At 42.3% G+C, this 14,521-nt stretch carries 11 protein-coding genes; 2 read left to right on the top strand and 9 right to left on the bottom strand.

Going from position 1 to position 14,521, the window contains the following annotated elements; translation table 11 throughout:
- Positions 1-3: 3 nt before the first annotated feature.
- The 9 genes from truD to rlmD form a co-directional block, all read right to left on the bottom strand.
- Entirely contained in the window at positions 4-1,122 is a 1,119-nt protein-coding gene (gene truD / locus BCU94_RS18390) for a tRNA pseudouridine(13) synthase TruD (RefSeq protein WP_102438078.1), read from the bottom strand.
- A 94-nt stretch (positions 1,123-1,216) separates the two neighbouring features.
- Complete coding sequence (ispF, locus tag BCU94_RS18385) at positions 1,217-1,696, bottom strand: 2-C-methyl-D-erythritol 2,4-cyclodiphosphate synthase (protein WP_102477224.1); 480 nt, start codon at positions 1,694-1,696, stop codon at positions 1,217-1,219.
- Positions 1,697-1,710: 14 nt separating this feature from the next.
- A complete protein-coding gene (gene ispD / locus BCU94_RS18380; RefSeq protein WP_102438076.1) occupies positions 1,711-2,427 on the bottom strand; it encodes a 2-C-methyl-D-erythritol 4-phosphate cytidylyltransferase in 717 nt (238 codons plus the stop codon).
- 6 nt (positions 2,428-2,433) lie between these two features.
- Positions 2,434-2,736, bottom strand: coding sequence for a cell division protein FtsB (ftsB, locus tag BCU94_RS18375; RefSeq protein ID WP_102477188.1), 303 nt, complete (start codon positions 2,734-2,736; stop codon positions 2,434-2,436).
- Positions 2,737-2,826: 90 nt separating this feature from the next.
- Positions 2,827-4,128 (bottom strand): phosphopyruvate hydratase, encoded by a 1,302-nt coding sequence (gene eno / locus BCU94_RS18370; RefSeq protein ID WP_102438072.1) that lies wholly within the window; start codon positions 4,126-4,128, stop codon positions 2,827-2,829.
- Between the two features lie 252 nt (positions 4,129-4,380).
- The gene (locus BCU94_RS18365) at positions 4,381-6,018 is read right to left on the bottom strand and encodes a CTP synthase (RefSeq protein WP_102438070.1); all 1,638 of its coding nucleotides are present in this window, start codon (positions 6,016-6,018) and stop codon (positions 4,381-4,383) included.
- Between the two features lie 206 nt (positions 6,019-6,224).
- A complete protein-coding gene (mazG, locus tag BCU94_RS18360) occupies positions 6,225-7,073 on the bottom strand; it encodes a nucleoside triphosphate pyrophosphohydrolase (RefSeq protein WP_102477187.1) in 849 nt (282 codons plus the stop codon).
- Between the two features lie 115 nt (positions 7,074-7,188).
- Entirely contained in the window at positions 7,189-9,396 is a 2,208-nt protein-coding gene (gene relA, locus BCU94_RS18355) for a GTP diphosphokinase (protein WP_102438066.1), read from the bottom strand.
- Positions 9,397-9,611: 215 nt separating this feature from the next.
- Positions 9,612-10,955: a 23S rRNA (uracil(1939)-C(5))-methyltransferase RlmD gene (gene rlmD / locus BCU94_RS18350; RefSeq protein WP_102438064.1), complete on the bottom strand. Its 1,344-nt coding sequence runs from the start codon at positions 10,953-10,955 to the stop codon at positions 9,612-9,614.
- Between the two features lie 102 nt (positions 10,956-11,057).
- Here rlmD and barA point away from each other — a divergent pair, with 102 nt between their 5' ends.
- Together barA and BCU94_RS18340 are read left to right on the top strand one after the other, a co-directional pair.
- On the top strand, positions 11,058-13,889 hold the full coding sequence (gene barA / locus BCU94_RS18345) for a two-component sensor histidine kinase BarA (protein WP_102477186.1): 2,832 nt from the start codon (positions 11,058-11,060) through the stop codon (positions 13,887-13,889).
- A complete protein-coding gene (locus BCU94_RS18340) occupies positions 13,879-14,493 on the top strand; it encodes a YjaG family protein (protein ID WP_102477185.1) in 615 nt (204 codons plus the stop codon). The genes barA and BCU94_RS18340 overlap by 11 nt, the downstream gene beginning before the upstream one ends.
- Positions 14,494-14,521: the final 28 nt, after the last annotated feature.

The raw sequence follows: 14,521 nt of genomic DNA, 5'->3' as shown, positions 1-14,521 counted from the left end.
CACTTAACCTTCTAGAGTGCTTTTAGTTGCGTCATTTGTAACGCTATTTGCAAATTGCTGCGCTTGCTCTTGCTGCTGCATTGCCACCATTTGTTGTCGCTGCACTTCTTGAACATCTTGATAATCCAGTAGCTCACGCAATACTGAGGTCGCATAGCTACCTGCTGGTAAAATAAACTCGATGACTAACACATCATCATTTTCAAACCGGTATTTTAGCGCTTGAGGCTTTAATAATAATGGTCGACGTTCTTGCTCTAAACCCGCTTGCTCAAGCCCGGTTAAATCGGTGCTTAACTCAGCTAATGCAGCTTGTTCAACTACTGATGCAAGCCCTTGAGTGGGGAGTTCGCCTCTGCCCCACAATGGCGCAGACAATTGAATGTCATTGTCAGCTAAACGCTTCATTGTGGCCTCATCCCATGTCTGCGCGACAAAAAAACTTTTACTGCCCGCTAACATGACACAATCACCATTAATAGGCGCAATACCATTTTTACTTAAACGGTACGACACAGCAGTGTTAAACACATTAGAGCGCACTGCAGATAAATACATGCTGCGTTTTTTTCTATCTTTAACTTTTTTACCCGCGAGCATTTGCTGGCCGAAAACTAAGTTTTTACCTTTATGGCCAAAACGCTGCTCTCCAAAATAGTTAGGTACGCCTATTTCAGCCACTTTTAAAATCCGTTGCTCAAGCACTGCTTTATCGGACACATTTCGTAAAATCAGTTCAAACCGATTACCCAGCAGTGCGCCAATACGCAGTTTTTTACTATGGCGTTGGCTTGATAAGATGGTTAAGTGCTCATCAGACAGCGATTGCCAATCAGGGGTTTCTTTCCCTGGAATACGCACCCCAAACCATTGCTCTGTCACAGCGTTTCGGTCTTTTTGGCCTGCGTATGTCACTTCTTTTTGATGCACTTTGGCAAACTTAGCTAAAATTTCTGCCACTTGCGTGGTATTTAAGCCATCTTTACGAACATGGATCATATGATGCTCGCCTTCGCCAGTTGGGCTAAAAGGCAGCATTTCTTTAACGATAAAGTCACTGTTTACTGTGCGTAGATCTGCAGTGCAATCAGGCTTACCAAATAAATAAAATAACGGAGTCATGTTTCTTCTCAAATGAGCTAATGATGTAATTGCAGCTATTGAGTGCAATTAGCTTACGTGACGTTAATAGACGTAATATCGTCGTTTATCAGTGTTAATCTCGCACCATAAGGACGACCGACTCAACTGCGATGCCTTCTTTGCGGCCTGTAAAGCCCAGTTTTTCGGTGGTGGTGGCTTTCACATTAATATTATCGATATGGGTACATAGGTCTTCAGCCAGACATTGTCTAATGGCTTCAATGTGTGGCAACATTTTTGGCGCTTGCGCAATAACAGTGACATCAAGGTTACCTATATTAAATTGTTTAGCTTGTGCCAATGAAACACAATGGCGCAATAATACTCTGCTATCAGCACCTTCAAACTCGGCATCGGTATCAGGGAAATGTTTACCTATATCACCTAAAGCCATGGCACCAAGTATGGCGTCACTTACTGCATGCAACACTACATCACCATCAGAGTGAGCAATTAAACCTGTTTCGTATGGCACAGTAACACCACCAAGGATCAGCGGTTTATCGCTACCAAATTTATGTACATCAAAACCATGACCAATGCGTATATTCAACATAATAATAACCGTTATTTTTGAGAATTTATGTGAGATAAAAACAGCGCTGCTAACTGCAAGTCATCAGGGTGAGTAACTTTAATATTGTCTGCGCGGCCAGTGACTAAACCAGGGGTAACACCAGCCCACTCCATGGCGCTAGCTTCATCGGTAATTTGCACGCCTTGTTTAAGTGCATCACTTAAATGTTGCTGCAAGCTTTTGCAGGGAAACAGTTGCGGCGTTAATGCATGCCAAAGATGGTCACGTGATACTGTTTCACTAATTAGATTAGTTGAGTTAGCACAGCGCTTCATGGTGTCTCGCACCGGCATGGCTAGAATCGCGCCTTGTGGGCAGTCAACTCTAGCATTAAGTAATTTATCGATATCGCTGTGGGTTAAGCAAGGTCTCGCGGCATCATGGACTAATGCCCAATTAGACTCCATGGTTTCTTTGTCAATCGACACTAAAGCACGCAATACAGAATCTGCACGTTCTTGACCGCCTATAACCGTGCTCACTTTAGGGTGGTTTGCTTGAGATAAAGTCGCAAAAAAGGTGTCTTCAGGGTGCAGCGCTACGATAACTTGCTTGATTCTTTTATGAGTAATCAAGCTATCTAAGGTGTGGGCTAAGATGCTTTGCTCACCTAGAGCTAAATATTGTTTAGGAATAGTCGCTCCCATCCTTGCACCAATACCGGCAGCAGGGACAATCGCGATAACAGATTGATTCTCAACGTTCATAGGATGTTATTGACCAAAAATAGCATTGTTTCGAGGGTTGTTGCCAACGACGCGATAAAAAGTTTCACCTTCTTTTACCATGCCTAACTCATTTCGAGCACGTTCTTCAATCGCTTCTGTGCCGCGTTTTAAATCGATGATTTCCGCTTTTAAAATTTGATTTCTAGCGATGAGTTTATCGTTACTGGCTTGTTGGCTGGCAATCTGTTTTTTCAGATTCATATATTGGGATAAATTATTTTCGCCCAGCCATAATCGATACTGTAATAAACCGACTAAGATCAAAAGTAATAGTAATAGGCTTTTCATAGGTATAATGTGGCGAAATTAATGATTAATCCCACTATAGTACAACAAAAAAGGCCACCTAGTGGTGGCCTTTTTTTAGCTCAAGGAAAATTAACCTTGGCCTTTGACTTCTTTAAGACCGTTATACGGTGCTTTTGAGCCTAATGCTTCTTCGATACGCAGCAGTTGGTTGTACTTAGCAACGCGATCAGAGCGGCTTAATGAACCGGTTTTGATTTGGCCAGCAGCAGTACCTACAGCAAGATCTGCAATAGTTGCATCTTCAGTTTCACCTGAGCGATGAGAGATAACCACGGTGAAACCCGCATCTTTAGCCATTTTGATTGCTGCTAACGTTTCAGTTAACGAACCAATTTGGTTAAATTTGATTAGGATTGAGTTAGCAATACCGTTGTCGATACCACGCTTAAGGATCTTAGTGTTAGTTACGAATAAATCGTCACCTACTAATTGAATTTTATCACCTAGAAGCTTAGTTTGGTGTGCGAAACCATCCCAGTCAGACTCGTCAAGACCGTCTTCGATAGATACGATTGGGTACTGTTCAGTCAAATCTTTAAGGAAGTAGTTAAACTCTTCAGAGGTGAATTTCTTGCCTTCACCTTTAAGATCGTAGATGTTGGCTTCTTTATCAAAGAACTCAGATGCAGCACAATCCATCGCTAAAGTAATGTCTTTACCTAGCTCGTAACCTGCGTTTGCAACAGCCACTTTGATTGCAGCAAGTGCAGCTTCGTTAGACTCAAGGTTTGGCGCGAAACCACCTTCATCACCAACAGCAGTCGAGTGGCCACCAGCTTTAAGAACTTTAGCAAGGCTATGGAATACTTCAGCGCCCATACGAAGGCCTTCACGGAAGTTAGCTGCGCCAACAGGCTGGATCATGAATTCTTGAATGTCTACTGAGTTATCAGCGTGCTCACCACCATTGATGATGTTCATCATTGGAAGAGGCATAGAGTAAACACCAGAAGTACCGTTTAGATCAGCAATGTGAGCGTATAAAGGTACTTTCTTAGAAACAGCAGCCGCTTTAGCAGCAGCAAGAGAAACAGCTAGGATAGCGTTTGCGCCAAACTTAGCTTTGTTTTCTGTGCCATCTAAGTCAATCATGATTTGATCAAGCTCAGCTTGTGCTAGTGCATCTTTACCCTTTAACGCTTCAGCGATTGGGCCATTTACAGCTTCAACAGCTTTAAGAACACCTTTACCTAAGTAACGTGCTTTGTCGCCATCACGTAATTCAAGTGCTTCACGAGAACCTGTTGATGCACCCGATGGTGCAGCAGCCATACCGATAGAACCGTCAGCAAGGTGAACCTCAGCTTCTACCGTTGGGTTACCGCGTGAATCCATGATTTCACGACCAATGACGTTAATAATGTTAGCCATAATTCCCTCAATATATGTAAGTTAAATATTAAAATAGAAAATCAATACCAATAAACACCGACAATTTATTAATAATTGCGCAATTATTGGTATTTCACTTTCAGTTTGGTAATAAAAGGTCAACTGAAGCCATAGCATAGACCGATTATCGTTAAGCGGCAACTACCTAGGTCACATCTATTAATTAGCAGATAAAAAATTGACCAGATAAAAAAAAGCCACTGATATGATTATCAGTGGCTTTATTTTTAATTACTCAGCTTCACCTTTTTGATGAATCGCAGCAGCAGCAACAAAACCTTCAAATAATGGATGACCATCACGAGGTGTTGAAGTGAATTCAGGGTGGAATTGACCTGCTACAAACCAAGGGTGATTAGGAAGCTCAATCATTTCCACTAATTTGCGATCTGATGACAAACCACTAAATACCAGGCCAGCTTTTTCTAAGCGCTCAACATAGTTGTTGTTCACTTCAAAACGGTGACGATGACGTTCAACACAAGTAGTAGAGTTATATGCTGCAGCGGCTTTAGAACCTTCAGCTAAATGACATAACTGTGCGCCTAAACGCATAGTGCCACCTAAATCTGACGCTTCATGACGCAGCTCAACATTACCTTCTTCATTGATCCATTCTGTGATCAGACCAATGACTGGATGTTCTGTTTCTGGTTTAAACTCAGTTGAATGAGCCCCTTCAAGTTTAGCAACGTGTCGAGCAAACTCGATCAATGCCACTTGCATACCTAAACAAATACCAAAGTATGGAATGTTATTTTCACGGGCATATTGCGCCGCAAAGATTTTACCTTCAACACCACGCTCACCGAAGCCACCAGGAACCAAAATACCGTCTAAACCTTCTAGTACTTCAGCGCCTTTAGCTTCTACTGTTTGTGAATCAACATACTGAATATTCACTGTTAGGCGGTTTTTAAGGCCTGCATGCTTAAGTGCTTCATTCACAGACTTATAAGCATCTGGTAGTTCGATGTATTTACCCACCATACCAATGGTAATTTCACCATTTGGATTAGCTTCTTGATAAATAACATTTTCCCACTCAGACAAATCAGCATCATTACAATCGATACCAAAACGTTTAACCACTAACTCATCAAGACCTTGAGAGCGCAATAACGCTGGGATCTTATAAATACTGTCGACATCTTTTAATGAGATAACGGCTTTTTCTTCTACATTACAAAATAGCGAGATTTTCGCTTTTTCATTAGCAGGAATAGCACGGTCGCCACGACAAACTAATACGTCTGGCGCGATACCAATTGAACGCAATTCTTTAACAGAGTGTTGTGTTGGCTTAGTTTTAATTTCACCTGCAGCACCTAAGAACGGCACTAAGGTTAAATGCATGAATAATGTGCGATCACGTCCTAGCTCAGCACCTAATTGACGAATTGACTCTAAGAAAGGCAATGACTCGATATCGCCTACTGTGCCGCCAATTTCTACGATAGCAACATCGTGACCTTCGCCGCCTTCAAGTACTTTTTCTTTAATTGCATTAGTGATGTGCGGGATCACCTGAATGGTGGCACCTAAATAATCACCACGACGCTCTTTACGTAGCACTTGCTCGTAGATACGACCGGTAGTGAAGTTATTACGACGGTTCATCTTGGTTCGAATGAAACGCTCGTAATGACCTAAGTCTAAATCGGTTTCAGCACCATCTTCAGTAACGAATACTTCACCATGCTGAGTCGGGCTCATGGTGCCAGGGTCAACGTTAATGTATGGGTCAAGTTTCATGATGGTTACATTGAGGCCACGCGCCTCTAAAATTGCTGCTAATGAAGCTGCTGCAATGCCTTTACCTAGTGATGAAACAACGCCACCAGTAACGAAGATATACCTTGTAGTCATGCTGAACCTGAGAATGTGAGATTGAAAATAACGTGCTTGTAAGAAAGCACTAGGACGGGGCGACATTCTACCAAAATAGCGCGCTAACAACAAACAATAAACGCATAAAATTGATATTAAGCCAAAGTTAAATCATGGTCATAATTTAACCCTAATTTTCATAGCGTTGAATTCAATATCATCCTAATGTTTGCCAAGTGCGCAGATTAATCTTTACTAAGCTGCTGACTTTTCTCTGCCATTTTAACTTGATCCCAATAGCTATCGAGCTCTTCAAGTGAGTGCTGTTCAAACGCCTTGCCACTTTGTGCAGCATATTGCTCTACCCCTTTAAAGCGACGTTCAAACTTCTGATTAGCAAGCCTTAATGCCTGCTCTGGCTCAACCCCTAAGTGTCTTGCCATATTGGCAACAGCAAATAATAAGTCGCCCATTTCATCAACCACCTTGGGGTAATATTCGTCTTTATTGGCTTCTAAGTGCTGCGCCTCTGCCATGACCTCATCGATTTCTTCATGAACCTTTGCCACCACAGGGGCTAAATCAGCCCAATCAAAGCCCACCTTTGCAACCCGCTTTTGAATTTTTATCGCTCGGTTCAGTGCTGGCATTGCTACTGGAATGTCATCAAGTATCGAGCGTTGGCTTTTCGCGAGCCTTTCTTGCTGCTTAATTTCATCCCAAACAAGTTTGACTTGTTCAGCGCTAGTGCCAAGGTTGTCGCCGCTAAACACATGGGGATGTCTTCTGGTTAATTTGTCGCAAATTTTATTCACCACAGTGGCAAAATCAAATAAGCCTTGTTCTTTACCGAGCTGACAGTAAAACACCACCTGAAACAACAAATCACCCAGCTCATCTGGCAGCGAATCTAAATCAGCTTGCTCGATGGCATCGGCAACCTCATAAGCTTCTTCAAGGGTAAAAGGAACAATAGTCTCGAAGCTTTGCTGTTTATCCCAAGGGCAACCCGTTTCAGGATCCCGCAGTTTTTCCATAATTGTTAATAAAGGCTGCATAATATCGTTAGCTTGCTTTAGGGTATTTGCTGACATGGTCTATTTCTCAATGATATGGCCTAAACTGGCTGATAAGTTAAAATAAAGGTGACAAACCTTTCGATTTATCACCTTATCTTTTGACACTAAAGTGCGCCGTTGGGATTTAATACTATAATCGTCTGGCTTCGGTCACACCTTCAACTTGGCCTAATTTTGATAATATCCGTGACAAGCCATCGAGGTTATACAGTTCAAGTTCTAGCTCAACGGTAGCGGTTTGGTTTTTTTCATCAGAGGTTGAACTCATTGCCATTACATTGGACTTTTCAGCCGCCAGTACTGTGGTGACATCTCGCAGTAAACCACTGCGATCATGAGCTATCACCCGTACTTTAATCCGATAACCGCCAGAATAGTTTTCTCCCCACACCACTTCGACACTGCGCTCTGGATGGGCGCGCATTAGCTCTTTAACCTGTGAGCAGTCACTGCGGTGCACTGACACGCCGCGGCCCATGGTGATATAACCAAAAATTTCATCACCCGGTACCGGTTTACAGCAGCTGGCAATATGGCTTAATAAATTACCAACACCATTTACTTCTACCTGACCTTTGCCTTTACGGGCTGGTTTCGGATTCGAGCGTTTAATGAGCTCTTCAACAATCTCTTGTTCGGTCACTTCAGTTTTGCGTAAACTGGTTTCAATGTAATTCACCACTTGGTTTAAGCGTAAATCACCGCCACCAATAGCCGCTAACATGTCATCCATGGAGTTCATATTAAAGCGCTCAACCGCAACTTTGGCATCTTTTAAATGAAGTGAGACACGGTTAAGTTCAGCCTCAAGTAATTCTTTCCCTGCCACCATGTTTTTATCGCGGTCTTGCTGCTTGAACCAATGCTGAATTTTCGAGCGAGAGCGAGACGACTTGATGTAGCCTAAATTTGGATTTAACCAATCGCGCTTCGGATTAGGATGCTTTGAGGTAATGATTTCAATACGCTCACCGGTTTCAACTTGATAAGTAAAGGGCACAATACGGCCATCGACTTTGGCGCCAATACATTTATGGCCCACATGGGAATGAATGTAGTAAGCAAAATCGAGCACGGTGGAGCCTAATGGTAAATCAACCACTTCGCCATTAGGGGTAAACACATAGACTCTGTCCTCAAATACTTGGCTGCGGACTTCATCAACTAGGTTTCCGGTTTCAGCAACATCTTCTTGCCACAGCAAAATTTTACGTAGCCAATTAATTTTTTCTTCATAGCCACTTTGCTTGCCACCAGCAGAGCCTTCTTTGTACTTCCAATGGGCTGCGACCCCAAGTTCTGAGTCCTGATGCATCGCTTCAGTACGAATTTGAATCTCTACCGTTTTACCTTCAGGGCCAACGACCACGGTATGAATTGATTGGTAACCATTGGGTTTAGGGTTGGCCACATAATCATCAAACTCACGGGGAATATGATGCCAAAGGGTATGCACGACACCTAAAGCACCATAACAATCTTGGAGGCGTTCTGTGACAATACGCACCGCGCGCACATCAAACAGCTCATCAAACTTCAAGTCTTTGCCTTTCATCTTACGCCAGATGCTATAGATGTGTTTCGGGCGGCCATAGACTTTCGCGCGAATTTGGTCATTATCCAGACGCTGTTGCAGCTGGGTAACAAACTTATCGATAAACACTTCTCTGTCGACACGTTTACCATCTAACTGTTTGGCAATATCTTTGTAAACTGTCGGGTGCAGGTAGCGAAACGAGATATCTTCTAATTCCCACTTTAATTGCCCAATTCCTAAACGGTTGGCAAGCGGGCCGTAGATATCGACCACTTCTCTTGCCAACAATACCCGGGTTTCTTCATCGGCATTTTTAACTTCACGAAGTAGCGCTACCCGCTCAGCAAGCTTAACCACTACCGCGCGTACATCTTCGACCATGGCCAATAACATTTTACGAATATTATCGATTTGCGGCTCGGCGGTTCGAGAGTCAGGACTGACTTTTAAGGCGCCAATGGCCTCCATGGTCACCACGCTTGCCACTAGCTTGCTTAAGCTAGCGCCATATTTTTCTTCAATTGTTTCAATTGATAAAATACCGGCATCATGAGCAATAAATAATAATGAAGCTTGTAAGGTCTCGATATCCATATTCAATGGCGCTAGAATTTCCACCATTTCACGGGCACGCTCAAGCAAGGCCCGATGTACATCGGGAGATTTCGTTGGCAACATATCTAGATACAGGATCAGATCCCGTAACAATAGGGCTTCTTCGGCGTTATCGATATAACGCATAACCCATTCGTCGATATTAAAATCGGCTAGATTAAAATGTGCTTCTCGAACTGAGACCATAATTAACTTCCTTATTGGTACTGACTTTTACGCGTACAAATAACTGAATCTGTGTTGATGTGTTATTTACTCTAATGCTTTCATCTTGAGCATTCAGTTATTTATGTCAAATTAATATTAATCAATTTAAAAAATGTCATCTTCAAACAGTATTTCTGTTTGAGTTGGCAGTAAAAACAGTTGATTTTACTGGTTTGCCACGCCAGCGCAGCAAGTTATTTAATTTCAAACAATGCCATCGCTTCGATATGATGAGTTTGTGGAAACATATCCAACATGGTTAGTTTTTTAAGCTGATAGCCTTGTTCGATTAATACTTGGCTGTCTCTGGCTAAACTTGCCGGATTACATGACACATACACCACTTTTTTAGGCTTCATTTTAGATAACCATTGCAAACTTTCATACGCCCCCGCTCTGGCAGGATCGAGCAATAGTTTATCAATTTTGCCCAGCCAAGAGGCTTGAGATAAATCCGCACTTAAATCAGCGTGAAAAAAACTCAGGTTGGTTAAGTTGTTATCAGCAGCATTTTGTTTCGCCTGCGTAACCATTTCAGGTACGCCTTCAACACCAATAACATCAGCGGCTTGGGTAGCAAGGGGCAAACTAAAATTACCTACCCCACAAAATAAATCCAAAATTCGTTCATCTTGTTGTGGATCTAGCCACTCGATGGCCTGTGCGACCATACGCTGGTTAATATCAGCATTGACCTGCACAAAATTTCCCGGGCTAAATCGACATTCGACTTGGCCGTTAGCTAACAAATATTTGGGTAATTCAATATGATCGTCACTGACTAGCGAACGCAGTTCGCCATCATTATCTTGCACTAACAACTGTATTTGATGCTCCAAAGCAAACGCTTTCAGGCGCTGCTCATCATCGGTTTTCAATGCTTTGGTGATTCTAAGTACTGCAAATATGCCATTTTCAGCTTCAGTGAGTTCAAGGTGACCGAGTGTCATTTTAGCTTGTAACTGATTAAGCACGTTTGAGAAGGGTTCAATCAATGCCGACAATGCTACAGCCAATACATCGCACTGCTTAATATCAACGATATTATTGCTATTGGCAGCTCGAAAGCCTAATTGTAAATGCTTCGTCTTTTTATCAAATAACGTAGCTAGCCGTGCGCGACGACGATAATGCCATTGCTCACCGGTTATCATTGAAGTCATGATCTTGTCATCAATATTGACCGCTAACTTACCCATTAAATTTTGTAGTGCATCTTGCTTATATTCGCGCTGCGCATCAATGCTCATATGTTGTAAGTCGCAGCCACCACATTGCTGATAATGAGGGCATTGCGCCGCGACTCTTTTATCGGTTGCGATTTGAATTTTAAGCAGCTTAGCTTTAGCGTACTTTTTCTTTTGTTCAATTAATTGCGCGGTTACCGTTTCACCGGGCAGAGCCCCAGGAATAAATACCACTTTGCCGTCATGTTGAGCAATACCTGCACCGAGATGATCAAGTTGTGATACCGTTAAAGTCAACTTGGCCGACAGTTGTTTAGTTTTGTTTGGTTTTGCTTTAAAAAATTGTGCCATTTTGGCCTCAGGTATTGAATAAATGACTAGTCAAGACGGCTCTTTTTCTGGCAGTCTAGTCCTCATCATAGATAAAAAGTCTTTAGGAATAATGTCTTCACGATGAAAAATGCTAACAACATGACCAAATACAGTCTTCGCTCTTGGGTACTGGTACTTGCGTTAGCGCCAACGGTCATGGTGGGTATTCTACTTGGAAGTTACTTCACCATAAACCGTTTTTATGAACTCGAAGAGACCTTAATCAATCAAGGTAGAAGTATTGTCGAGCCTTTGGCCATTGCCAGCGAGTTCGGACTGGTCACTGAAGACAGAGAAGCCAGCAAACGTTTACTGGCAGCATCGCAATTAAACAACTCTGCCCTTATTCACTCAATTGCTATTTTTGATGATGAAAATCAATTATTTGTAACATCTCACTACCATAAAGATTTTGAGAGTATGCGCTATACAGCAGCGTTAAAGTCTTTAATTTCGACTCAGTATGAAACCATCGACGACACCATGGTGATACGGGTGCCGATTATGTCTTATACCGGCGTTAATCAACAAACTAACCCGCAAGGGGTGACAATTTCGCCCGCCAACGGCCCAAGAAAAATTATCACCAATGCTGAAGGGCAACAAATATTGGGGTATATCTCAATATTACTCAATAAAGAAAATGCCTTACTTGAGCAACACCGTGCCGCCATTGCCGCATTTGTCATTGTATTAATTGGGGTGCAGCTGAATCTGTTTTTCACATTCCGTTTGGTTAAGCATGTTAACTACCCCATTACTGAAATGGTAAGAGTAGTAGCAAAAATTCGTGAAGGTAAGTTAGACACCCGTCTTGATGGACAATTAATCGGCGAGCTAGATTTACTTAAGCGCGGCATTAATGCCATGGCTAGTTCATTGTCAGAATATCACGATGAAATGCAGCAAAACATTGACCAAGCGACCTCTGATTTACGGGAAACCCTTGAACAAATTGAAATCCAAAACGTCGAGCTTGATTTAGCCAAAAAGCGCGCCCTTGAAGCCAGTCGCATTAAATCAGAGTTCTTAGCAAATATGTCCCATGAATTAAGAACACCACTAAACGGTGTGATTGGATTTTCTCGGCAGTTAATTAAAACGCCGCTGCACTCAAGTCAGTTAGATTACATAAAAACCATTGAACGAAGCGCCAGTAACTTACTGGGGATCATTAATGACATTCTGGATTTCTCCAAATTAGAAGCCGGTAAAATGGTCTTAGAGAAAATGCCATTCGCCCTGCGGGAAACCATTTCTGAAACCGTCAGCATTGTGGCCGGCAGCGCTCAAGAAAAAGACATCGAACTGATTATTGATATTGACGACAACGTGCCTGAAAGTGTCAGCGGTGATGCGATGCGGGTTGCACAAATCATGACTAACCTATTGGGCAATGCGATTAAGTTTACCGATCAAGGTAGCGTTATTTTGAAAATTCATCTTGTAGGCCAAAAAGATGAAAATATTACCCTGCGCTGTGAAGTAATTGATACCGGTATTGGTATTGATGAAAGTCAGCAAGAATATCTGTTCCAGGCCTTTGGCCAAGCAGACTCGTCTATTTCACGCCGCTTTGGTGGTACCGGCTTGGGCTTAGTGATCACCAAACGTTTGATTAACCAAATGGGCGGCCAAATTGGCTTTACCTCAATTCCAAATCAAGGCTCAACATTTTGGTTCATGCTGCCATTGGAATTAAGCCAGTTTCATATTGGTGAAGTGCTGCATTTGGACTCTTTACGTAATAAAACCCTGTTGTTATTTGAATCAAGAGAGCTAAGCCGCGATATGCTCAATCGCCGCTTTGAAGCGTGGGGGCTACATTTAACCACTGTTGGCCAAATTAGCCATTTAGAGTCAACGCTTTCATCAAGCAAAGTGCATTACGATTATATTCTGCTTAACTGCCATGGCTTTAGTGATAAAGAGCAGTTATTAAGCTGTTTAAGCATGGCGAGGGAAAAGACCTCATGTTTAGTCTTGCTTCATGATTGCATCGAGCAGCAAAAAATATTAAACCAAGCATTGAGGCCTAATAGCGATATTTTACTCAGTATGCCAGTGAGTGACTACGAGTTGGCTAACCACTTAATTCATCCACCCACTCAAACAGCGCTATTAACCGAGTCACTACCCGCGACTGTGTATGAGCGCAAGAATTTGAGCGTACTTGCTGTTGATGACAACCTTGCTAACTTAAAGCTAATCGATACCCTACTGAAAGAGTTGGTGGTTAATGTCATCTCTGTCAATAACGGTGATGAAGCCGTGAGCTATGCCCAAAAACAAGCCTTCGATGTTATCTTTATGGACATTCAAATGCCCGGCACTGATGGGGTTACAGCAACCAAACTTATCCGCCAAGACTCACTTAACCGCAATACACCTATTATTGCGGTAACAGCCCACGCTATCGCTGAAGAGCGAGAATTAATTTTAGGTAGCGGCATGGACGGTTATCTGCCAAAACCCATTGATGAAGCGGCATTAAAAGGGGTGATTGATCGCTGGATAAATAAACCTAAATTTACCCACTTTGATATGCATACCCTTAATTGGGAGCTCTGCTTAGCACAAACCAATCAAAAACCGGATTTAGCATTAGAGATGCTGCAAATGTTGGTGGACTCACTGCCTGAAAGTGTCAGCAACATAGAAACGGCATTAAAAAGCAGCAATAGTTCGCTTATGCTGCAAACCGTGCATAAACTTCATGGAGCGAGTTGTTATTGTGGGGTGCCCAACACCCAAAAACTTTGCCAAGAATTAGAGTCTGCGTTAAAGCACAAAACCAACATCGAAGACTTAGAACCTGAAATACTTGAGTTACTTGACGAGCTAACTAAGGTAGAATCAGCAGCAAATCAAGTGATATCACAGTTATCAGCGGATGTTCCCTATGAGCAATAAACCCGGTTTTTTTAAGCGTTTAAAAGCGCTGTCATTACCTCAAAAGCAACTTTTTGCGACCGCGCTATGTCAGCGCATGCTGCCCAATTACGCCCTTTTCTCCGAAGTGTGTGAGTTTGGCGAGCCTAAAGTATTAAGCACAGTATTGGATTTACTTTGGCAATCACAATACGATAAAAAGCTTAAGTTTAATTACGATATTCACTTACAGCGTTTAGATGAAAATACCCCTGAGCCTGCAGATTTTGAAGCCTACGGTGTTTATCCTGCAATGGATGCTGCTGTAGCGTTATCGACTTTACTCGGTGGCATACAAGCTAAAATCGAAGAAGATATTACCAACGTCAGTAAATTATCATCAAGTACAGTGGCCAACTATATTGAAGCCATTAGCATTGAAGAACTTGAAGACGTCATGAATGAAGATGTTGTAGAAGAGTTCGTATTTAACCATCCTGTAATGCAAGAAGAGAAGCACTTACAAGGAATGTTATTAGATGTGATTGAAGAAGCAACAAAAATCACACCTGAATTCATTAAGGAATTACGCAAAGAAATCATTGATGCTGGCGTGTCTAATATCGGCATCAGTCTGCAGCAATGATACTTTTAAAGTAGCAATAGCACTCTTT

The organism is Shewanella sp. 10N.286.52.C2 (genome assembly GCF_002874545.1).
Lineage (GTDB): Bacteria > Pseudomonadota > Gammaproteobacteria > Enterobacterales > Shewanellaceae > Shewanella.
The sequence above is the reverse complement of the archived record's forward strand: the minus strand, read 5'-3'. Positions and strand labels throughout refer to the sequence as shown.